The organism is Streptomyces sp. NPDC050988 (assembly GCF_044456225.1).
In the GTDB taxonomy this organism is placed as follows: domain Bacteria; phylum Actinomycetota; class Actinomycetes; order Streptomycetales; family Streptomycetaceae; genus Streptomyces.
In genome coordinates, this window is record NZ_JBITFQ010000003.1 from 131,936 (window position 1) to 152,794 (window position 20,859).

Consider the following 20,859-nt stretch of genomic DNA (forward strand, 5'->3'; position numbering starts at 1 on the left):
GACGCCGAACCGAGGGCTGCGGGACGCCGAGAACCGCTTTCCGCAGTCGGCCGGACGGGATCTGTTCCTCGGTCAGCGGGTCGTGCCCGAGGCGGCCGCCTTCAGCCGGCGGCGGATGTCCCGTACGGCCGCTTCCGCGTTGTCCACCGTGATCGTGAACGTATGACCGTCGCCGAGCCGGAGCACCAGGCCCTCGCCACGCCGGACGACCACGGCGGTTCCCTGATCGGGCCGCCAGCGGTAGCCCCAGCCGCCCCACTGCCGGGGCGTCACCCGCGGAGCGAACTCGGCGCCGGTGATGTGCGACAGCGGGATGCGGCGGCGCGGGAGGCCCATGTGGCCGCAGCGCACCTCAAGGCAGTCCTGGTCGACCTTCACGGCGACATGGACGAACGCGAGGGTTCCGAAGAGCACCAGGAGTCCTGCGGCGATGCAGCCGACGACGGACATGACGAGGGGGGCTACGCCGGACGTCCAGGTCGAGTCGACGGCCAGCTCGATACCGAGCGCCAGACAGGCGGCGCCACCGCTCGCGAGCAGCCACTGCACACGATTGGAGGCGCGGCCGTGCCACACCTCGGGGTGCGGGGCGTCGGCAGCGCCCGGTTCGCCGTGGGAGTGGTCCCTCATGCCAGAGAGCGTACTCAGGTTCCGCGGTGCGGGCACCAGGTTGCGGGCTGTCACTGCTCCGGGTGGACGCGGAGTGTCCGCTTCGTGGCGGGAGGCTCAGCGGGCGGGGCTCATCGCCTGCAGCAGACGGCCCTCGTCGTACGTCAACGCTGTCTCGGGCAGCGTCCCCTCGCGTCCGCCGAGCAACACGATCAGGCTGCCGTGCGCGGGCGCCTCCGGGGCCGGGTGCTCGCCGATCCGGCGCAACGCCTGGGCGGCCACCGCGCCCGCGGAGCCGTGCAGGACGAGCGGGGCGGCACCGGGCCGCTGCACGGCCGTACGGATCCGCTCGGCGACCAGTTCGTAATGGGTGCAGCCCAGGACGACGGCCCTTACATCGTCGGGGGTACGTGCCGCGGCTGCGGCGATGGCGGCGTCGATGCCCGCCTGGTCCGCGTGCTCCACGGCGTCGGCAAGGCCGGGGCAGGGCACCTCGGTGACGGTCACTCCGTCGGCGAACTCCCGGATGAGGCCGCGCTGGTAGGGGCTGCCGGTGGTGGCCGGCGTCGCCCAGATCGCGAAGGGTCCGCCGCCCGCGGCGGCCGGCTTGATCGCCGGGACCGTGCCGATGACCGGCACCCCCGGCTCAAGGCGGTCACGCAACGCGGGCAGGGCGCGCACGGAGGCGGTGTTGCAGGCGACGATCAGGGCGTCGGGCCGGTGCGCGGCGGCCGCCTCGGCGACGGCGAGGGCGCGGGCGGTCACGTCCTCGGGCGTGCGGGGTCCCCACGGCATGCTGCCGGGGTCCGAGGAGAGAACGAGCTCCGCGTCGGGCCGCAGACGGCGTACCGCGGTGGCCGCCGCGAGCAGTCCGATTCCGGAGTCCATGAGCGCGATCTTCACCCGGTCACCATAGACGATCCGCCTCGACGGGCCGCCGGGGTGGGGCAGACTGCGACGGGTGAGCGCCCTTGTGTGGACCGCCGTCGGATCCCTCACCGCCTGGCTGTGGCTGCTCCTTGGCCAGGGCTTCTTCTGGCGTACGGACATGCGGTTGCCGCCGCGGAGGGAGCCGGACGACTGGCCGTCCGTGTGTGTCGTCGTACCCGCGCGGGACGAGGCGGCCGTGCTGCCGGACAGCCTGCCCTCGCTCCTCGCGCAGGACTATCCGGGGCGGGCCGAGATCTTCCTGGTGGATGACGGCAGTTCGGACGGCACCGGGGAGCTGGCCCGTGAACTGGCGGTGCGGCACGGCGGGCTGCCGCTCACCGTCGGCTCGCCCGGGGAGCCGCCCGCGGGCTGGACCGGCAAGCTCTGGGCCGTACGCCACGGCATCGGTCTGGCACGCGCGCGTGCACCCGAGTATCTGCTGCTGACGGACGCCGACATCGCGCACGCGCCGGACAGCCTGCGGGAGTTGGTGGCCTCGGCCCGTGCCGGGGGCTTCGATCTCGTGTCCCAGATGGCCCGGCTGCGGGTGGAGAGCGTCTGGGAGCGGCTCGTGGTGCCCGCGTTCGTGTACTTCTTCGCCCAGCTGTATCCGTTCCGGTGGATCGCCGTGAAGGGGTCGCGGACCGCGGCCGCGGCGGGCGGCTGTGTCCTGCTGCGTACCGAGGCCGCCGAGCGGGCGCGGATTCCGGACGCCGTCCGGCACGCGGTGATCGACGACGTCGCGGTGGCGAGGGCGGTGAAGGGCTCCGGAGGGCACATCTGGCTGGGGCTCGCGGAACATGTCGACAGCGTGCGCCCCTACCCGCGGCTGCACGATCTGTGGCGGATGGTCTCGCGCAGCGCGTACGCCCAGTTGCGGCACAACCCGCTGGTGCTGGCCGGGACGGTGGCCGGTCTCGCCGTGGTGTATTTGGTGCCGCCCGTGGCACTGTTCGCGGGCCTCGCGGCCGGCAACGCCACTGCTGCGGTGGCGGGCGGGCTGGCGTGGCTGCTGATGACCGTGACGTATCTGCCGATGCTCCGGTACTACCGCCAGCCGCTCTGGATCGCCCCGTCGCTCCCCGTCACCGCGTTCCTCTATCTCCTCATGACGGTGGATTCCGCGGTGCAGCACTACAGGGGACGCGGTGCGGCCTGGAAGGGCCGCACCTACACCCGCCCCGATACCCACCCCGACGCGGCGCCCGAGCAGCCCTGAACTGTCACGCCCGGCCCGGACGGCTCCCGCCGGTCACTTCCTGCCGGGCGTCCAGTTCATGCCCCACCCGTACGCGTAGTCGACGGTGCGCTGCGGGCTCACTCCGCGATCGGGGACGAGGAAGCGGGCCTCGCGCTGGACGACGAGGTCGCTGCCGGTGTTGGTGATGAGGGCGAGCGCGCACACCGTCGAGGGGACCGTGCACTCGCCGAGCGAGAAGTCGACGGGCGCCCCGTGCAGCGGCTGCAGGGTCACCGTCGCGTCCAGGTCCGCGAAGGAACGCGCCCCTTCGTAGATGGTCACGAAGATCAGGACGCGACGGAAGTTCCGCGTGTGGTCGAGGTTGATGCTGAGGTTCTCGCCGCTCGTCGAGGCCCCGGTGCGGTCGTCGCCGTCGAGATGGATGAACGGCGGCTGATGCAGTGCTCCGAAGGCGTTGCCCAGGGCCTGGACGACACCCTTGCTCCCGTCGGAGAGCTCGTACAGGGCGCACAGGTCGAGGTCGAGGTCCGCGTGCATCGCGACGGCCCGGCCCAGCTTGGCCTGCCACCCAGAGAACTGCTTGCGCACCTGCCAGTTGAGGTTCACGCGCATCACACCGGAGGTGCCGCCCTGCTTGGTCAGCGAGACGGACGGGGCCTCCTTGGTGAGCGTGACCTTGGTCAGGCGTACCGGGGCCGTCGGAGGGGCGGGCGGTGCGGGCGGGGCCGGGGGCGGTGTCACCGGTGCGGCCGTGACCGGCGGGGCGGTGACCGGTGGGGCCACGGGGGCGGGCGGGGCCACGGGGGCCGGTTCCGCCTGCTGCGGTTCGTCCACCGAGATCCCGAAGTCCGTGGCCAGGCCTACGAGCCCGCTGCTGTAGCCCTGTCCCACGGCGCGGAACTTCCAGGCGCCCTGGCGGCGGTAGAACTCCCCGAGCACGAAGGCCGTCTCGACACTCGCGCCCTCGCTGTCGAAGCGCGCGATCTCCGTCCCCTGCTGTGCGTCGACGACCCGGATGTAGAGCCCGGGCACCTGCCCGAACGTGCCGCCGTCCGAGGACGCGGCGAGCACCACCGTCTCGATCCCGGGCTCCACGCGCGCGAGGTCGACGATCAGCGTGTCGTTGAACCGGCCGTCGACCTGCCGCTTGCCCTCGTGGCGCACCGCGCCGGAAGAGTGGGCCGGCTGGTTGTAGAAGACGAAGTCCCCGTCCGAGCGGACCTTCCCGGAAGCCAGCAACAGGGCCGAGGCATCGGCGTCGGGCACGCCCGGGCCCGCCTGCCATCCCAGCTCGACTCGCAGTCCGGTCGTCGGCACCGGAACGTTCGATCCCTTAGGCATTGACATGTCCGCCCCCATCGGGTGTCTCCGCGCACGACCGCGCCTCGTCACGTTCAGTTCATTCGGTTCGTTCAGCCGTTCTGCGCCAACCTAATCCCCCGAGCGGCGAACGCCCATCACCCGGTGCGGGAGATCAACGACCAACCCACGAGTAACCCGCCCGGAACTCGGCTTTTACATGAACTGAGTCCCGGCCGCTGCCCCTTTTCACCAAGTTCGCTCGCATTGACGATCCCACGTCACGGCCGACACGGAAAACAACCCTCTTATCGGTCTCCCCAACCAGCACATCGTGGGCTTAACTTATGTGCCATGACCTCCCCCCGCTCCACCTATGGCGGCGGTTACTACTCCGCCTCCTTCCCGGACACTCCGATCTACGACTCCCTCGTGGCCGAGCGGGGAACCCCGCAGATCGCCCCGATCCGGGTCCCCGCGGCCTATGACACGGGCAGTCACCTGCCCGCGCTGCCGTCAGCACTGCCCGCACTTCCTGCCGGACCCTCCCAGCAGGCTCCTTCGTACGCCTACCCGCAGGCTCAACAGCCCGCTCCGCTGCAGCAGGCCGCGCCGTACATCCCTCAGCAGGCCGGTGCACCGCGCGGCTACCCGGGCCAGCAGGCTCCCCAGCCGCAGCGTCCGATGGCGGGCGGTACGGGCTACGAGGCGATGCGTCCCGCCGCCCCGCGTCCCGCCCCGGCGCCGTACCAGGAGCCCTACAACAACCAGCAGTACCGCGGTTACTGAGGAATATCGGCCGAGGTCGTCCGTGTCCGCTGGCACGATGACCTCATGTCGAAGCCGGTGCTGCACTCGATCCACGTCTATCCGCTGAAGGCGGCCGGGGGGCATGCCCTGCGCGAGGCCGTCGTGGAGCCGTGGGGTCTGGCGGGTGACCGGCGCTGGGTGCTGATCGACGAGAACGACAAGGTCGTCACCCAACGTCCACAGCCGCGCATGGCGTTGTCCGCCGTCGAGCAAGAGCCCGACGGCGGTATTTTGCTGTCCGCGCCCGGCCGTGAGCCGCTCGCCGTCCGCGTGCCCGAGCCGACCGGCACGACGACGGTGGAGATCTGGAACGACAAGGTGGAGGGGGTCGCCGCCGACGCCTCGGCGCACGCCTGGTTCAGCGACTATCTCGGCATCGGCGTGCGTCTCGTACACCTCGACGACCCCGCCGTCCGCAGGCCCATCGACCCGGAGTTCGCCCGGCCCGGGGAGACTGTCAGCTTCGCCGACGGCTATCCCCTGCTGCTCACCACGCTCGGCTCGCTCGACGCCCTGAACGCGCTGATCGCGCAGGGCGACCGGCCCGGCGAGGGCCCGCTGCCCATGAACCGCTTCCGGCCGAACGTCGTGGTCGAGGGGACCGCCCCCTGGGCCGAGGACGACTGGTCCCGGATCGCGATCGGCGAGGTCACCTTCCGGGTCGCGAGGATGTGCGGGCGCTGCGTCGTGACCACCACCGACCAGAGCACCGCCGAGCGCGGCAGGGAGCCGCTGCGCACCCTCGCCCGCCACCGCCGATTCGGCGACAAGCTCGTCTTCGGGCAGAATCTCGTGCCGGAGTCCCCCGGCTCGGTCCGCGTGGGCGATCCGGTCAGGCTCCTCGATTAGGCCCTCGCCGTGGGAACACCGACGCCCGGCATGCCCGTTGAGCCTGTGTGAGAAGTTCATGAGAGGCCGGGCGTGAGGGGTGACTTCGCTCTCTCTTCGCCGGCACCGCGCGTGAACGACTCCGGTGGGGGTTATCACGGACGCGGAAGGGGGTCGGGACGTTGCGGGCCATCAGGGGACTCTGGCGCTGGCGGCACAACCCGCTGCGGCGTACGACGGATCTCGCCGAGGCGTGGCTGGCGCTGGGGGCCCTGCTGCTGATCCTCGTCGCGGCACCCCTGGTCGGTGTCCTGATCGGCGGGCTCGCCCAGGACGCCCTGCAGAAGTCAGTGCGCGAGCAGCGGCTGGACCGTCATCCGGTGACGGCGATCGTCGTCAAGAAGGCGGACCGCACCCCGCTCGACCCCGATCCCGAGACCGCCTCGGGGCGTGACTCGCACACCCGCGTCATCGCCGACTGGAAGGCCCCCGACGGCACCGTGCGGCGCGACACGGTCATGGCGGACCTGAACTCCCCGCAGCGCGGCGATCACTTCACGGTCTGGACGGACCTGCACGGCCGAATAGTCGGCCGGCCGCTGGACACGGCGACGGCGACGACACATGCCGCCCTGGCCGGGTTCGGCACAGCCGTCGCGTGCGCGGGACTCGTCGAGGGTTCCCGGCGGCTGGTGGTGTGGCGCATGGTGCGGCGCAGGTACGACCGCCTCGACCAGGCGTGGTCGCAGGCGGGCCCGGACTGGGGCAGGACGGGCACGGGCAGCTGACGGCCTCGCCGCTCCGGTCAACCGGCCGGCTCCGCGCACGCTACGGTGGACTGGCCGAGATGTTCGGCACCGTCGTGAGAGGCTGTTCTCGTTCCCCGTGCGCGGAGTTGACGCGGCCGGGTGCCGGGAAGAGCCTCTCAGGACCCGCGTACGACGAGGTGGGGGCACAGCAACGCCATGGCACAGGGCACGGTCCAGGTGACGCACACCGGTACGTCGAGGTGGCGGCGCCGCACGGGTGAGTACGCATCGCTCGCCGCCGCCCTGGAGGCCGCGGCCGACGGTGACGTCCTCACCGTCGCCGCCGGAACCTACCGGGAGAACCTCGTCGTCCAGCGGGCGGTGACGCTGCGCGGACCCGAGGGCTCACCCGGTTCCGTGCGCATCGCTCCCGTCGACGGGGTACCGCTCACCGTGCGCGCCTCCGCCGTGGTCCAGGACCTGCTCGTGGAGGGCCAGGACTCGGCCGCGCCCGCCCTGCTCGTCGAGGAGGGCACACCGGAGCTGATGGACATCCGGATCGTCACCCGCTCCGCGGCCGGCATCGAGGTGCGCGGCGGCGCGCGTCCGACGGTGCGCCGCTGCACCGTCGACAACCCCGCGGGGGTCGGTATCGCCGTACTGGACGGCGGGGGCGGGGTGTTCGAGGAGTGCGAGGTCGTGGCGGCCGGCCAGTCGGGCGTGTCCGTGCGCGGCGGCGCCCATCCGCGTCTGGAGCGCTGCCGGATCCACCACACCTCGGGCGCGGGCCTGTCGGCGACGGGCGAGCAGTCCGCACTCGAAGCCATCGGCTGCGAGGTGTACGAGGTCAGGGGCAGCGGAGTACAGGTCACCGCCCGGGCCACGGCACATCTCACCGACTGCGATGTGCACCGCACGACCGCGGACGGCGTCACGCTCGACACGGACGCCGTCCTGACGCTCGCCGACTGCCGCATCCACGACATCCCGGAGAACGCGGTCGACCTGCGGTCCCGCTCGGTCCTCACCATGACCCGTTCCACCGTGCGGCAGTTCGGGCGCAACGGCCTGTCGGTCTGGGACCCGGGCACGCGCGTGGACGCCAACCAGTGCGAGATCCACGACAGTACGGGCGACTACCCCGCGGTGTGGGTCAGCGACGGCGCGACGGTCGTACTCGACTCCTGCCGGGTGCACGACGTGCCGGACGCCCTGTTCGTCCTCGACCGCGGCTCGCGCGCGGACGTCGTCGACAGCGACATCTCGCAGGTCCGCAACACGGCCGTGTCGGTGAGCGACGGCGCGACCGCGCAGCTCGACGACTGCCGGATCCGGGACACCGCGACGGGTGCCTGGTTCCGCGACCACGGCAGCGGCGGAACGCTGAACGGCTGCACCGTGGACGGCACTCAGACGGGCGTGATCGTCACCAAGGGCGCCGACCCCACCATCGAGCGGTGCACGGTCACCTCGCCCGCGGAGGCCGGCTTCTATGTGTCGGCAGGCGGTCGAGGCAGCTTCCACGGCTGCCGGGTCACGGACAGCGGCGGCTACGGCTTCCACGTACTCGACGGCTGTCGTACGACACTGAAGAAGTGCCGCACGGAACGGTGTGCGCGCGGTGGTTACGAGTTCGCGGACGCCGGCGGCGACCAGGCGTCCGGCACGGGTCCCGTGGTCGAGGACTGCACGAGCGACGAGAGCGCGAGTGTGCGGGCTCCGGCGCAGGAGACCGCCGTACAGACCACGAGCCAGTCACCCGGTCTACTGGGGGCCATCCCCGGGCAGCGCATCACCGAGCAGGAGCCGCTCGTCGCTCCACAGGGGCCCGAGCAGCCCGCGCGCTCGTCGACGGCCGTCCTCGGTGAACTGGACGCGCTGGTGGGCCTGGAGAGCGTCAAGCGCGAGGTGCGGGCCCTCACCGACATGATCGAGGTGGGCCGCCGCCGCCAGCAGGCGGGCCTGAAGGCGGCCTCGGCGCGACGCCACCTGGTCTTCACGGGCTCCCCCGGCACCGGCAAGACGACGGTCGGCCGGCTGTACGGCGAGATCCTCGCCTCGCTCGGAGTCCTGGAGAAGGGACATCTCGTCGAGGTGTCCCGCGTGGACCTGGTCGGCGAGCACATCGGCTCCACGGCCATCCGTACGCAGGAGGCCTTCGACCGGGCGCGCGGCGGTGTGCTGTTCATCGACGAGGCGTACGCGCTCTCGCCGGAGGACTCGGGGCGGGACTTCGGCCGCGAGGCCATCGACACGCTCGTGAAGCTGATGGAGGACCACCGGGAGGCGGTGGTGGTGATCGTCGCGGGCTACACGGCCGAGATGGAGCGCTTCCTGACCGTCAACCCCGGTGTGGCGTCCCGGTTCTCACGGACCATCACCTTCGGCGACTACGACTCCGAGGAGCTGCTGCGGATCGTGGAGCAGCAGGCCGAGGAGCACGAGTACCGGATCGCGCCGGGTGCGGGCGAGGCGCTGGTCAAGTACTTCACGGCGATCCCGAAGGGGCCCGCGTTCGGCAACGGCCGCACGGCGCGGCAGACCTTCGAGGCGATGGTGGAGCGGCACGCGGGGCGGGTCGCCCAGCTCCCCGAGCCGAGCAAGGACGACCTCACCCTCCTGTACGCGGAGGACCTGCCGGAGCTGCCCTGAGGCTCTGCCGCATCGCCCGGCTCACATGGACGGGCGATGCGTGCCTCGGCGTCGACCTCACATGGGCGTCGGTTCCAGCCGGGACTCCTGGGGTTCCTCGGGTCCGCTGTCCTCCCGTGGCCCCGGCACCTCCGGCCTGAGCCGTGCGAGCAGCTTCTCCCGCTCCTCGGCGAAGGCGGGGTCCGCCTGGTAGTCCGAGTGGCCGAGGATCGGCGCGGGGAGCGGGTGGTCCTCGGTGCGGCCGTACGCGAGAGGGTCCTTCAGGGCCTCCCGGTCGACCTGGGGGCCGCAGTCGCCGGGCAGGCGCATGGGGCCGCCGATGGGGTCGGTGGCCCGGTGCAGATTGCGCCAGCAGTCGACCTCTCGGTGCAGCCCACCGAGCGCGTCGGGCCCGAAGTGGGCCGGGAACCAACGCCCGTAGAGCCGCTCCAGGGGCGAGCCGTACGTCAGCAGCGCGACCCGCTTGCGCACCGACGGCTTGAGCTGCCAGGCCGCGGCGGCCGCGAGGACGCTGCCCTGGGAGTGGCCGGAGAGGACGAGCCGCCGGCCTTCTGCGGCGCTGGTCCAGGTCGCCATGCGCCAGGTCAGGTCGGGCACGGCGCGCTCGGCGTAGCAAGGGGGCGCGAAGGGGTGTGCCGCGCGCGGCCAGAACGTACCGACGTCCCACAGGATGCCGATGGTGCGCCGGGCCGAGGGGTCCTTGTAGGCGCGGCGTCCCCAGGTGACGAACAGTATGAAGCCGACGCCGATCAGCCAGGAACCGAGCGCCTGCGCGGCCTCCGCCGCTCCCTGCACGACGGCGTACGTGCCGTGCGCGGCCTCGCCCGGCGTCTCGTCGGTGGTCATGGCGCCCACCAGGGCCAGCGCGCCCAGGAGCAGCGTCACGATGGAGGTGACGCCGATGATCCGGGGCGCCCGGTCGGTGAGAGCGGCCATGGCGCGCATGCGGGCGATGCGGTTGGTGCGCTCGGCGTCGGCGGGCTCTTCCTCGTAGTCGAGTTCCACCGCGGCCGTCTCGATGCGGCGCAGTTGTACGGTGCGCCTGGCCAGCCAGCCGACGAGGGCGAGCAGGACGATCAGCAGCGGCGGGATGACGGAGGCCTGCCAGGTCAGCAGGACGGGCGGGCCCTCGATCGTTCCTCCGGTGCCGTCCAGCCAGTCGGCGACGCGCTGGGCCACCCCACCGGACATCACGCCGCCCAGGGCGCAGGCCAGCATCGCGACGGCGGGCCCGGCCAGGCCGCGCATGGCGGTACGGGGGTCCGGGTGGGCGCGGTACAGGAGGTGCGCCACCACGCCGAGCACGATCACGAGCAGGCACTCGACGAGTGCGATGCCGCCGAAGATCGCGTCGCCACCGGGCAGTTGGCCGTCCGACCGCCACTGGGGGCGCGACCAGCCGGCGTACAGGAGGGTGAGGGCGAGCAGGACGAGTGAGCCGATGGGCAGCCAGCGCACCAGGGTGGCGTCGAGGTGCCTGTCGAGCCGGTGCTCGCTGCGGCCGCGGCGGCAGACCACCCACACCACGACGACCCCGCCCACCACGAGCGAGGCCTCCACGATCCGGCCGAGCGCCTCCAGGACGGGCGGCCCGCCGGGCTCGCGGTCGTAGCGGGCGGCAGAGGTGCCGACCGCCGCGACGATCGTCAGCAGGCCGGCGGCGGTGTGCGCCGCGCGGAGCCGGGCGACCAGCCGGCGCCCGTACCAGAAGCCCGGGCGCCCGAGTCCGGCCCGGCCGGTCTCGTCGTCGGACTCGGACCCGTACTCGATCGGCGGCTGGGACTCGTACGCGCTCCAGGTGCGGTGCGAGAGGTACCACAGGAGGACGGTGAGGGCCGCGGGCACCAGGGCGGCGAGGGCGAGCCGGCGGCCCGGGAGGCTCCACCAGCCGGCGTCCGGGCGGGCCGGGGAGAGGAAGCCCAGCCAGGAGTGCTCCTGGGCGCACCCGCCGGTGCCCGCGCACTGCCAGGCGGCCAGGTCGAGGGCGACCTCGCAGGCGGCGGCGACCAGCAGCACCGTGAGGGTCAGGCCGGCCAGGCGGACGAGTAGTCCGTAGAGCCGTACCGTGCGCTTCCTGTTGTCGCTGACCGTGGGGCGCATCCAGTGGGCGAGGTTGACCACCATGAACGGCAGGAGCAATAGCCACAGGGCGCGGGAGCCGTTGCCGGAGGTGAGATTGCACCAGACGTACGCCTCCGGGACCGGTTTGCCCGGGTCCTGGTCGAGCCGCTCCGTTGCTTCCTTCTCCGCTTCGACGTCGTCGGCGCGGCGGAAGACCGCGGCCGTGTCGTCGCCGGTGATCCGGACGGTGCGCGGATCGTTCAGCATCTCCTGGGGCGTCGTACCGCCGACGCCGTGGACCAGGAGTTCGAGTGCGGTGTCGGCCGTCGTGGGCCGCCGCTCGGATTCGTGCACTTCGTGCGCCTCATGCGGCGAGGCATGCCTCTGTCGACGCTCCACTGCTCTTCCCCCGTGATGCCCGTACGGCACGTGTCATGTTCAGGTACAAGGATCCCGCCTCGCGGGGCGTTGCGCACCACTCGTCACGGAATCTCCCCGATCCGTGTGACAGTGACGCACGGAAGATGGCAGCGTGACGTGTGCGCGTCGCCACAGGCAGTGGCGCGACCTGCGGTGACCCGTGCGAGGATGGGGCATCCCATGGACCGGAGGTGAGGGTGAATGTCCTTGTCGGAGGGGGTTCGGGGGGTTGCCGGACGTGTCGAGGCGAAGGGAACCGGAGCGGACGTGAGTGAGAATCAGAACCTCCTCGCGGAGCAGCGGCGCGCTCTGATCCTCGACGAGGTCCGGCGGCGCGGCGGTGTCCGCGTCAACGAACTCACCAGGAAACTCGGCGTGTCGGACATGACGGTCCGCCGCGATCTCGACGCGCTCGCCCGCCAGGGCGTGGTGGAGAAGGTGCACGGCGGAGCGGTCCCGGTGGTCGAGGCGAGCACGCACGAGCCCGGCTTCGAGGCCAAGTCGGGTCTGGAGCTGTCCGCCAAGGAGGACATCGCGCGGGCCGCCGCGGCGATGGTCGCACCGGGCACGGCGATCGCCCTGTCGGGCGGCACGACGACGTACGCGCTCGCCCATCAGCTGCTCGACGTGCCGGATCTGACGGTCGTGACCAACTCGGTGCGGGTGGCCGACGTCTTCCACGCGGCGCAGCGCACCTCGGGACAGCGGCAGGGTGCGGCGACGGTCGTACTGACCGGTGGCGTGCGCACGCCCTCGGACTCGCTGGTGGGGCCCGTCGCGGACCAGGCGATCGCGGCGCTCCACTTCGACGTGCTGTTCCTGGGTGTGCACGGCATATCGGTGGAGGCCGGCCTGTCCACTCCGAACCTGGCGGAGGCCGAGACCAACCGGCGGCTCGTCCAGTCGGCACGGCGTGTCGTCGTGGTAGCGGACCACACCAAGTGGGGCACGGTGGGCCTGAGTTCGTTCGCCGCGCTGGAACAGATCGACACGCTGGTCACGGACGACGGGCTGCCCGCCGGGGCGCGCGCGGAGATCTCCGAGCATCTGCGGCGCCTGGTGGTGGCGGGCGAGCCCGAGGACGAGAGCGAGACGACGGAGGCCTGACGGCGGCGGGACATCTGTGGGCGGTACAGACATCCGATGGGCCGCCAGCTATGGTGACGATGCCTCGTCAACCGCCGCGTTGCGGGGCTGCGTTCGGATTCGTTCCCCGTTTGTTCCCGCGAGTTCTTCCCGCGAGGGGGTCCGTACATGGCACACCGACTGCGTCCGGTGGGACTCGACTTCGTCGAGACCGCTCCCCTGCGCCTGGTGTTCGCGAGAGGCATCACCGCTTCTCCCGAGACCGTCTACCATGCGCTGGCCGAGGACGTGACCGGCTGGTCCGAGTGGTTCTCGGCGGTGAGAGCGGCCCGACCGACCGAGGACGGGACCGGGCGGCAGGTCCGGCTGAAGGGCGGGACACGCTTCGAGGAGACGATCCTCGCGGCCGAGCCCTCCGAGGTCTACACCTACCGCGTCGACGTGACGAACGCTCCCGGCACCCGCGCCCTCGTCGAGGAGTGGCGCCTCACCCGGGACGGCACGGGTACGAGAGTCCAGTGGACCTGGGCTGCCGACGGAACCGCCCCGTTCCGCTTCGCGATAAAACTGGGCCGAGCGGGCCTGGGCAGGGCGTTCCGCGACGCGGTGACGAAGCTGGACCGACGGCTGAGTTCCACGCACGCGCCCTGAAGGGGCGCGGGGAACTGCGCGAGCAACCCCCACTGCCCTGCAGACGGCGACGAAACGCCACAGCCCCTCAATCCGGCCAAACCCCCGTCGCCAACAGCGACGAGATCGCCGCAGCGTACGGCTCGATGTCCAGCCCCTGACCGGCCACCCACTCGTCCGAGTAGTACTTGTCCAGATACCGATCCCCCGGGTCGCACAACAACGTGACCACGCTCCCGGTCCGCCCCGCGGCCACCATCTCCGCCACGATCTTCAGCGCGCTCCACAACCCCGTACCGGTCGAACCCCCCGCCTTGCGCCCGATGGCCGCTTCCAGTGCCCGCACGGCGGCCACACTCGCCGCGTCCGGCACCTTCATCATCCGGTCGATCGCCCCGGGCACGAAGCTCGGTTCCATTCGCGGCCGGCCGATGCCCTCGATACGCGAGCCGCAGTCTGTGGTGACGTCCGCGTCACCCGTGGTCCAGCCCTCGAAGAAACAGGAGTTCTCCGGATCGGCCACACAGATACGGGTGTTGTGCTGCATGTAGTGCACGTACCGGGCGATGGTCGCCGACGTACCGCCCGTGCCGGCCGTGGCGACGATCCAGGCCGGTTCGGGGTAGCGCTCCAACTCCAGCTGGCGGTAGATCGATTCGGCGATGTTGTTGTTGCCGCGCCAGTCGGTTGCCCGCTCCGCGTAGGTGAACTGGTCCATGTAGTGCCCGCCGGTGTCGGCCGCGAGGGCCGCCGACTCCTCGTACATCGTCCGCGGGTCGTCCACGAAGTGGCACTGTCCGCCGTGGAATTCGATCAGGCGGCATTTCTCGGGGCTGGTCGTGCGGGGCATGACGGCGATGAAGGGCACCCCGATCAGCTTCGCGAAGTACGCCTCGGAGACGGCGGTGGAGCCGCTGGACGCCTCGATGACGGGGCGGTCGCGGCGGATCCAGCCGTTGCACAGGCCGTACAGGAACAGCGAGCGGGCCAGTCGGTGCTTGAGGCTGCCGGTGGGGTGGGTGGACTCGTCCTTGAGGTAGAGGTCGATGCCCCATCCCTCGGGCAGCGGGAAGCGCAGGAGGTGGGTGTCGGCCGATCTGTTCGCGTCGGCCTGGACCTTCCGTACGGCTTCTTTGAGCCAGTGCCGGTACTCCGCGTCGCTGTGATCGACATCGAGTGTGGCCATCGGCTCATGGGTGCGGGCCTGCTGTGGGGTGGTCACGGCGGGGCTCCTTCGGTTGCGCCGACGCCGGTTCGCGCGGTCGGACACCTCGATCATATGCACCTTCCGCACGCTCCTCACCTGCATAAACACACCTTTGAGCACCTCAAAGGAACCCCTGGCGCAGCCAGCGTCGGGCGATGGGGGGCGCATTCGCGCGAGTGCGCCGGAGAGCACCCGTGACGTCGTCATGCGCACTGGTGCTCGACACCGAAGGCGGGCAGACTGCACCGCATGGGACGCCGGTCCGGGCGGGGACGCACACTGGAGCGGGATCCACCCGGGTCACGGCGTGGCCGGACCGAAGCAGGCCTGGCAGGACCGAAGCACACGGGCCGAAGCGCACAAGGGGGCGGGGCACATGGCGGAGCCGGAGTTCACGGCCACGGGCGTGCGGATCGGGAAGAGGCTGCGTTCGCTCACCCGGGCCGGACAGGTCCGGATCAGCGACGGCAGGCTGGAGTTGCTCACCAGTTACGGCAGCGAGATCGACAGCGCGCCGGTGCAGGCGGTCCGGGCGTCGAAGCCCTGGTTCGCCCATGACGACCGGGCTCTGGCGGACGTCAACGGCACGCGCTATCTCCTGACGCTGGGGGACCACGATCCGGCTCCGGGGGAACCGGGCCCACCGGCTGCCAGCCGGTTCATCGAGGCCGTGCGCAAGGCGGCGGGGCGCGGGCGCTGAGGGCCTGCACGTTGTCGGTCCGGTTACCAGGGACACCGCCGGGGACACCGCGAGTTGCGAGACCGCACCTCCTGCGTCACGCTGTTCTCACGTCACTCTGGGTTTACCGGCGATAACGCTGCGAACCAGCCCGCCGGGCACCAACCGCGGGCGGTCGTTTGCACTCAGGCCGCCCGCTGGATCCGTACTCCGTCTTCTTCCGGACCTCAATTCGGGGAGTCGCAGCCGTGATCAGCCAGCCAAGCAGGCATTGCACGGTGGAGCTCCAAGCCCTGCCGTCGCGGATCGGCCAGGTCCGCAGAATCGTATCTGCGCAGTTGCGCTACTGGCATCTTGATCCGTTGATAGACCGGGCCGCGCTCGGTGTGACGGAGCTGTTGACCAACGTCCACCGGCACGCCGTGCCCGACAAGCTGTGCACCGTGGAGATCGAGCTGCTGCTCGACCGGCTCACGGTCTCGGTGCACGACAACGACCCGCGCCTTCCCGAGGTGCGGGAGGCCGACTCCTCCGCGACCTGCGGACGCGGTCTCGCGATGGTCGCCGCGTTCAGCGAGAGCTGGGGTGTGCGGCCGGACGGCGAGTCGGGCAAGGTCGTGTGGTTCACCCTTCCGGCCGCCTCCGCCACGGCGGGTCTGCCGGCCTGTCCTCCGTACGGCGCGGCCGCCGAGTCGCCCGCCCGCAGTTTCGCGGAGGTGGAGCACGCCGCCGGCACGCTCAGGACCGGACACGCTCCCGCCCGGTCGGCCGTTGCCGGCTGACCGGGCGGTGACCGGGGCCTCCTGCGCCGATCAGTGGCGAAGGTCCGCCGCTCGGTGCCGAAGGTCCGCTGTTCGGTCCACTCGGTGGCGAGGGCGCGTCCGTCCGTCCATTCGACGGGGCGGGCACGCCCACCCGTCTACTCGGTGGCGATGGCGCGCAGTACGTCGAGGCGTGCCGCCCGCCGGGCCGGGCGCAGGCCCGCGAGGGCTCCGGCCGCGACCCCCACCAGGGCCACCACGGTGAGCTGGAACGGCGGCATCGCGAAGGCGAAGGCGCTGTCGGACGCCCCGTCGGATGCCTTGACGAGCACCCAGCCGAGGAACCCGCCGAGTGCGAGTCCGCCCACCGTGCCGAAGGCGGCGACCAGCACCGACTCCCAGCGGACCATGGCCCGCAGTTGCGCCCTGGTCTGCCCGACGGCCCTCAACAGGCCGAGTTCGCGGGTCCGTTCGTGGACCGCGAGGGTCAGCGTGTTGGCGATGCCGAGCAGTGCGATGAGCACCGCGAGCGCGAGGAGCGCGTAGACCAGGGTGAGCATCATGTCGATGCCGCCGGCCGAGGACTGCGCGTACTCGTCGCGGGTCTGCACCTCCGGATTGCCGTACGCCGTCGCGACCTTCTCGACCGCCGCCTTGCCGTCGGCCGCGCTCACACCGTCCTTGAAGGTGACGGCCACGAGCGTGTCGGAGTCCTGGGTGCGGTGCGGGGCCCAGGCGTCACGGGTGATGACGTACTCGCCCGCGAGCTCGGACTGGCCGTAGACCGCGCGGACCGTGAAGGTCTGCTTCTTGCCGTCGGTGAAGGCCAGTTGGGCGGTGTCACCGGTCTTGAGGCCCTGCTCGTCGGCCTCGTTCTCGGTGATGGCGATGCCGTCGTCGCCGAGGTCGCGCATCGAGCCCTTTACGTCGCCGAGGTCGAAGGTGCGCTCCAGCGCGACCGGGTCGGTGACGGTCAACGCCCGTCCCTGGCCGTCGACTTCGGCGACACCTCGGCCGAGTCCGACGGCCGTGTCGACCTCGGGCCGCTCGGCGATCGCTGGGGCGAGCCGCGGGCTGAGTCCGCTGCCGCCCGCGCCGAACGACGGGGTGCTCACCGCGACGTCGCCCGCGAAGGACCGGGACACCGTCTGGTCCATGGTCGCCTTCAGCGAGGCGCCGAAGACGGTGAACAGCGAGACGACGGCGACGCCGATCATCAGCGCGCTGGCGGTGGCGGCGGTCCGCTTGGGGCTACGCAGGGCGTTGCGCCTGGCCAGGCCGCCGGTGACTCCGCGCAGCTTGTCGAGCGGGCTGCCGAGGACGCGTACGGCGGTGGTCGAGGCGACCGGGCCGAGGACCACGAAGGCGGCGAGCGCCAGGATCGCGCCGCTCCCCGCGAGCCACAGGGACGGGCTGACGATGACGCCGGTCAGCGTGACGGCGATCGACAGCGCGGCGAGACCGGTGCCCACGACGGCACGGGTGCGGGACGCCCCGGACTGGTCGACGGCCGTCTCGCGCAGGGCCGCCAGTGGTGCGGTGCGCCCGGCGCGTACGGCGGGCAGCAGCGCGGAGCCGAGGCAGACCACGATGCCGACCGCGAGCGGCAGGGCCATGGACAGCCCGCTGATCACCAAGTCGCCCTCGGGGAACGGGAATCCGATGGCCGGGAACAGTGCCTGGAGTCCGGCCGCGATGCCGATCCCGCCCGCGAGACCGGCGGCGGACGCGACCACGGCCACGACGCTCGCCTCGACCAGGGTCGACGCGGTGACCTGCCGGCGTGAGGCACCGAGAGCACGCAACAGGGCGTTCTCGCGGGTGCGTTGGGCGACGACGATCGCGAAGGTGTTGTGGATGGAGAAGGTCGCGACCAGCAGCGCCACGCCGGAGAACACCAGCAGGAAGGTGGTGAAGAGCGACAGGAACTGCCCGGAGATCATGTCGGTGTTCTCCGCGGCCAGCTCCTGACCGGTGATCGCCTCAACTCCCTTGGGCAGTACGGGAGTCAGGGCGTCGACGAGTTCCTGCTGACCGGTGCCGGGCCCGGCCCGCACCAGGATGCTCGCGGCCTCGCCGGGCTTCGCGGTCAGATACTTCTCGGCGTCCGATCGGGTCATGCCGGTGTAGGTCACCTGGGCCATGCCGTCTTCGCCGCCGAAGGTCGCGAGGCCGACGATGGTCACCTTGACCGGGTCGGGGGTCCGCAGGGTCGTCGTGTCGCCGATCCTCAGGTCGCCCTTCTCGGCGGCGCCCCGGTTGACGACGACCTCGCCGGACTTCGACGGGGCGCGCCCTTCGGCCAGTTGGTAGGAGTTGAGCTTGGGGTCGTCGATCCAGTTGCCCGCGAGGGTGGGCGGGCCCTGACCGCCGATGGGCTTGCCGTTGGCGCCGACGAGCTGTCCCACGCCCTGGATGTCGGGCTCGGCGGCCGCGACACCAGGGGCCTTCTCGACGGCCGACACCAGGCCGGTGTCGACGGGCTGTCGTACGCCCTGGCTCTCGCCCGGCGTGGTGATGGTGCCGGCACTGCGGACGACGGCGTCCGTGCCGCTCGTGGCGTTGCCGAACATCGTGTCGAAGCTGGCGCGCAGGGTGTCGCCCATGACGAGCGTGCCGGCCAGGAAGGCTACGCCGAGGAGCACCGCCAGGAACGTACCGGCGAAGCGGCGCTTGTGGGCGCGCAGGGACGAGACGCTGATGCGCACGGAGGCGTTCACGACGACTGCGCTCCCTCGCTGTTGCTGTCGAAGGCGTTCATGACGGCGGCGCTCCCTTACTGTCGAAGGCCTTCATGCGGTCCAGGACCTTGTCGGCCGTGGGGGCTTCCATCCGGTCGACGAGGCGGCCGTCGGCGAGGAAGACGACCTCGTCGGCGTGTGCGGCGGCGACCGGGTCGTGGGTGACCATGACGACCGTGCGGTCCATCTGGCGTACGGCCCGGCCGAGGAGGTTCAGGACCTCCTCGCCGGAGCGCGAGTCGAGGTTGCCGGTGGGCTCGTCGGCGAAGACGACGTCCGGCTGCCCGGCGAACGCCCTTGCCACGGCGACGCGTTGCTGCTGACCGCCGGAGAGTTCCGAGGGCCGGTGGTGCAGCCGGTCTCGCAGGCCGACCACGTCGACGAGCGCATCGATCCACTCCTGCGCCGAGGCGTCACCCCGGCCGCCCGCGAGGTCCATGGGCAGCGTGATGTTCTCCGCGACGGTCAGCGTCGGGACCAGGTTGAACGCCTGGAAGACGAAGCCGATGCGGTCGCGCCGCAGCAGCGTGAGACGGCGGTCGTCGAGGCTGCTCAGCTCGGTGTCGCCGATGAACGCGGCGCCCGACGTGAGGGTGTCCAGGCCGGCCGCGCAGTGCATCAGGGTGGACTTGCCGGAGCCCGAGGGCCCCATGATCGCGGTGAAGCGTCCGGCCCAAAAGGTGACGCTCACCCCGTCCAGGGCCCGGACGGCGGTGTCGCCGCTGCCGTACACCTTCACGGCGTCGGCGACACGTGCCGCGGTCCGCGTGGCCCTCGTGGCGGTCGCGGTGCTCATGCCGCACCGCCCTTGCCCGTACGACCGAGGTCGGTGCGGCCGAAGTCGGTGCGACCGAACTGCTCGTCCAGGACGGAGAGCCGACGCCAGTACTCGTCCTCGTCGATCTCGCCAGCGGCGAAGCGCCGGCCGAGCATCGCGATCGGCGAGTCGCCGGTCGGGCGGACGTCCGTCGCGGTGCGGTCCATGCCGCGCCACGGGCCACGACGGCCGCGCCACACGGTACGGCGCAGGACGGTCACGACGCCGATCACGACGGCCGCCCAGATCAGCGGGAAGAGAAGGATCCACGGGCCGGGCCCGCCGTCCCAGTGCGCCAGGGTCTGCATCTGAAGTCATCTCCTCGGTGGGTGTTCCGGTGATGCTTCGAGACTCGCCCCGGGAGGGGGTCCGGGTCGTCGTACGGCCAGCGGCAGTACGCGTACCTCCGCGGGAGTAGGAAAGGGGTGCTCCACTGCTCCCCCGGCTACTCCCTCGCTCCCTCGATCCACTCTCTCGATTCTGTACCTACTAGTATGTACAGTGATTTCATGAGCACTCCGGAGCGGTTGATCGAGGCCACGCGCGAGCTGTTGTGGGAGCGGGGGTACGTGGGGACGAGCCCGAAGGCGATCCAGCGGCAGGCCGGGGCGGGTCAGGGCAGCATGTACCACCACTTCGCGGGCAAGCCCGATCTCGCGCTCGCCGCTATCCGGCGCACGGCGGAGGAGATGCGCGCTACCGCCGAGGGAGTACTCGGCGGCCCTGGTTCTCCGTACGAGCGTGTCGAGGCGTATCTGCGTCGCGAGCGAGATGGGCTGCGCGGCTGCCCGATCGGGCGGCTGACCATGGACCCGGACGTCGTCGCGAGCGAGGAGTTGCGCGCGCCCGTCGACGAGACGCTGGACTGGCTGCGCGAGCGGCTCGCGGGGCTTGTCGAGGAGGGGCAGGAGCGGGGCGAGTTCGCGCCCTCGCTGGACGGTGAGGAGATCGCCGCGACGATCGTCGCCACGGTCCAGGGCGGGTACGTCCTGGCCCGGGCGTCCGGCTCGACGGCCGCCTTCGACGCGGGAGTTCGCGGACTGCTGTCGCTGCTGGCCCTCAACTCCCCTGCCCGTACGGAAGCTGGAGCCTAGAGCCGGTTACAGCCGCCGAACCGTAAGGCCGTCAGCCGTGGGCCGTCAGCCATGGGAGGCATCGATGCACGCCATGCAGTACGAGATAACCCTGCCCGCCGACTACGACATGGACATCATCCGCGCCCAGGTGGCCCGCGTCGGACACCTCCTCGACGCCTGGCACGGACTCGGCCTCAAGGCCTACCTGCTGCGCGAACGCGGAGTGCACGGCTCACAGGTCAACCAGTACGCGCCGTTCTATCTTTGGCACACGCCCGAGGGCATGGACTCCTTCCTCTGGCC

18 protein-coding genes and 1 pseudogene are annotated in these 20,859 nt (G+C 71.5%); 11 read left to right on the plus strand and 8 right to left on the minus strand.

Going from position 1 to position 20,859, the window contains the following annotated elements:
* Positions 1–72: 72 nt before the first annotated feature.
* Both ACIBEI_RS08780 and ACIBEI_RS08785 read right to left on the minus strand, forming a co-directional pair.
* Positions 73–630: a hypothetical protein gene (locus ACIBEI_RS08780; RefSeq protein ID WP_398886571.1), complete on the minus strand. Its 558-nt coding sequence runs from the start codon at positions 628–630 to the stop codon at positions 73–75.
* Between the two features lie 96 nt (positions 631–726).
* Positions 727–1,512: a glutamate racemase gene (locus ACIBEI_RS08785; RefSeq protein WP_398886573.1), complete on the minus strand. Its 786-nt coding sequence runs from the start codon at positions 1,510–1,512 to the stop codon at positions 727–729.
* Positions 1,513–1,570: 58 nt separating this feature from the next.
* Between ACIBEI_RS08785 and ACIBEI_RS08790 the strand changes: the two genes are divergently transcribed.
* The gene (locus ACIBEI_RS08790; protein ID WP_398886575.1) at positions 1,571–2,758 is read left to right on the plus strand and encodes a glycosyltransferase; all 1,188 of its coding nucleotides are present in this window, start codon (positions 1,571–1,573) and stop codon (positions 2,756–2,758) included.
* A 33-nt stretch (positions 2,759–2,791) separates the two neighbouring features.
* Here the strand turns inward: ACIBEI_RS08790 and ACIBEI_RS08795 are convergent, their stop codons facing one another.
* A complete protein-coding gene (locus ACIBEI_RS08795) occupies positions 2,792–4,087 on the minus strand; it encodes a TerD family protein (protein WP_398886577.1) in 1,296 nt (431 codons plus the stop codon).
* A gap of 306 nt (positions 4,088–4,393) precedes the next feature.
* Between ACIBEI_RS08795 and ACIBEI_RS08800 the strand changes: the two genes are divergently transcribed.
* From ACIBEI_RS08800 to ACIBEI_RS08815, 4 genes are all read left to right on the plus strand, one after another.
* Positions 4,394–4,828 (plus strand): DUF6643 family protein, encoded by a 435-nt coding sequence (locus tag ACIBEI_RS08800; protein ID WP_189838684.1) that lies wholly within the window; start codon positions 4,394–4,396, stop codon positions 4,826–4,828.
* A 45-nt stretch (positions 4,829–4,873) separates the two neighbouring features.
* Complete coding sequence (locus tag ACIBEI_RS08805; RefSeq protein ID WP_398886579.1) at positions 4,874–5,698, plus strand: MOSC domain-containing protein; 825 nt, start codon at positions 4,874–4,876, stop codon at positions 5,696–5,698.
* 161 nt (positions 5,699–5,859) lie between these two features.
* Positions 5,860–6,465, plus strand: a complete 606-nt coding sequence (locus ACIBEI_RS08810) for a hypothetical protein (RefSeq protein WP_398886581.1) — start codon at positions 5,860–5,862, stop codon at positions 6,463–6,465.
* A gap of 177 nt (positions 6,466–6,642) precedes the next feature.
* Positions 6,643–9,078, plus strand: coding sequence for a right-handed parallel beta-helix repeat-containing protein (locus ACIBEI_RS08815; RefSeq protein ID WP_398886583.1), 2,436 nt, complete (start codon positions 6,643–6,645; stop codon positions 9,076–9,078).
* Positions 9,079–9,135: 57 nt separating this feature from the next.
* Here ACIBEI_RS08815 and ACIBEI_RS08820 read toward each other — a convergent pair whose 3' ends face one another.
* Entirely contained in the window at positions 9,136–11,538 is a 2,403-nt protein-coding gene (locus ACIBEI_RS08820) for a hypothetical protein (RefSeq protein WP_398886585.1), read from the minus strand.
* 288 nt (positions 11,539–11,826) lie between these two features.
* Between ACIBEI_RS08820 and ACIBEI_RS08825 the strand changes: the two genes are divergently transcribed.
* Positions 11,827–12,666, plus strand: coding sequence for a DeoR/GlpR family DNA-binding transcription regulator (locus ACIBEI_RS08825; protein WP_398886587.1), 840 nt, complete (start codon positions 11,827–11,829; stop codon positions 12,664–12,666).
* A 147-nt stretch (positions 12,667–12,813) separates the two neighbouring features.
* Positions 12,814–13,296, plus strand: coding sequence for an SRPBCC family protein (locus ACIBEI_RS08830; RefSeq protein ID WP_398886589.1), 483 nt, complete (start codon positions 12,814–12,816; stop codon positions 13,294–13,296).
* A gap of 67 nt (positions 13,297–13,363) precedes the next feature.
* Here the strand turns inward: ACIBEI_RS08830 and ACIBEI_RS08835 are convergent, their stop codons facing one another.
* Positions 13,364–14,461, minus strand: coding sequence for a PLP-dependent cysteine synthase family protein (locus tag ACIBEI_RS08835; RefSeq protein ID WP_398887355.1), 1,098 nt, complete (start codon positions 14,459–14,461; stop codon positions 13,364–13,366).
* A gap of 397 nt (positions 14,462–14,858) precedes the next feature.
* Here ACIBEI_RS08835 and ACIBEI_RS08840 point away from each other — a divergent pair, with 397 nt between their 5' ends.
* Together ACIBEI_RS08840 and ACIBEI_RS08845 are read left to right on the plus strand one after the other, a co-directional pair.
* Positions 14,859–15,182 (plus strand): hypothetical protein, encoded by a 324-nt coding sequence (locus tag ACIBEI_RS08840; protein WP_055610419.1) that lies wholly within the window; start codon positions 14,859–14,861, stop codon positions 15,180–15,182.
* Between the two features lie 227 nt (positions 15,183–15,409).
* Positions 15,410–15,943 carry an ATP-binding protein gene (locus tag ACIBEI_RS08845; protein WP_269651284.1) on the plus strand — a complete coding sequence of 178 codons (534 nt, stop codon included), beginning with the start codon at positions 15,410–15,412 and terminating at the stop codon, positions 15,941–15,943.
* A 137-nt stretch (positions 15,944–16,080) separates the two neighbouring features.
* Here ACIBEI_RS08845 and ACIBEI_RS08850 read toward each other — a convergent pair whose 3' ends face one another.
* The 3 genes from ACIBEI_RS08850 to ACIBEI_RS08860 are packed head-to-tail and all read right to left on the minus strand — an operon-like array spanning position 16,081 to position 19,788.
* A complete protein-coding gene (locus tag ACIBEI_RS08850; RefSeq protein WP_398886592.1) occupies positions 16,081–18,642 on the minus strand; it encodes an ABC transporter permease in 2,562 nt (853 codons plus the stop codon).
* Between the two features lie 37 nt (positions 18,643–18,679).
* Positions 18,680–19,459, minus strand: a complete 780-nt coding sequence (locus ACIBEI_RS08855; protein WP_398886594.1) for an ABC transporter ATP-binding protein — start codon at positions 19,457–19,459, stop codon at positions 18,680–18,682.
* Positions 19,456–19,788 carry an SHOCT domain-containing protein gene (locus ACIBEI_RS08860; protein WP_398886596.1) on the minus strand — a complete coding sequence of 111 codons (333 nt, stop codon included), beginning with the start codon at positions 19,786–19,788 and terminating at the stop codon, positions 19,456–19,458. Before ACIBEI_RS08860 ends, ACIBEI_RS08855 begins: the two co-directional genes overlap by 4 nt.
* A 201-nt stretch (positions 19,789–19,989) precedes the next feature.
* On the opposite strand from ACIBEI_RS08860, the gene ACIBEI_RS08865 reads away from it, so the two are divergent.
* Complete coding sequence (locus tag ACIBEI_RS08865) at positions 19,990–20,574, plus strand: TetR/AcrR family transcriptional regulator (protein WP_398886598.1); 585 nt, start codon at positions 19,990–19,992, stop codon at positions 20,572–20,574.
* A gap of 64 nt (positions 20,575–20,638) precedes the next feature.
* Positions 20,639–20,857 (plus strand): annotated as a pseudogene (locus tag ACIBEI_RS08870) (DUF4865 family protein); the annotation flags it as partial.
* Between the last annotated feature and the right edge of the window lie 2 nt (positions 20,858–20,859).

Bases quoted from the DNA above. Each gene is read 5' to 3' on its own strand.
- ACIBEI_RS08805 (WP_398886579.1), top strand. From the start codon at position 4,874: ATGTCGAAGCCGGTGCTGCACTCGATCCACGTCTATCCGCTGAAGGCG.
- ACIBEI_RS08865 (WP_398886598.1), top strand. From the start codon at position 19,990: ATGAGCACTCCGGAGCGGTTGATCGAGGCCACGCGCGAGCTGTTGTGG.
- ACIBEI_RS08830 (WP_398886589.1), top strand. From the start codon at position 12,814: ATGGCACACCGACTGCGTCCGGTGGGACTCGACTTCGTCGAGACCGCT.
- ACIBEI_RS08855 (WP_398886594.1), bottom strand. From the start codon at position 19,459: ATGAGCACCGCGACCGCCACGAGGGCCACGCGGACCGCGGCACGTGTC.
- ACIBEI_RS08860 (WP_398886596.1), bottom strand. From the start codon at position 19,788: ATGCAGACCCTGGCGCACTGGGACGGCGGGCCCGGCCCGTGGATCCTT.
- ACIBEI_RS08815 (WP_398886583.1), top strand. From the start codon at position 6,643: ATGGCACAGGGCACGGTCCAGGTGACGCACACCGGTACGTCGAGGTGG.
- ACIBEI_RS08780 (WP_398886571.1), bottom strand. From the start codon at position 630: ATGAGGGACCACTCCCACGGCGAACCGGGCGCTGCCGACGCCCCGCAC.
- ACIBEI_RS08840 (WP_055610419.1), top strand. From the start codon at position 14,859: ATGGCGGAGCCGGAGTTCACGGCCACGGGCGTGCGGATCGGGAAGAGG.
- ACIBEI_RS08795 (WP_398886577.1), bottom strand. From the start codon at position 4,087: ATGTCAATGCCTAAGGGATCGAACGTTCCGGTGCCGACGACCGGACTG.
- ACIBEI_RS08835 (WP_398887355.1), bottom strand. From the start codon at position 14,461: ATGGCCACACTCGATGTCGATCACAGCGACGCGGAGTACCGGCACTGG.
- ACIBEI_RS08800 (WP_189838684.1), top strand. From the start codon at position 4,394: ATGACCTCCCCCCGCTCCACCTATGGCGGCGGTTACTACTCCGCCTCC.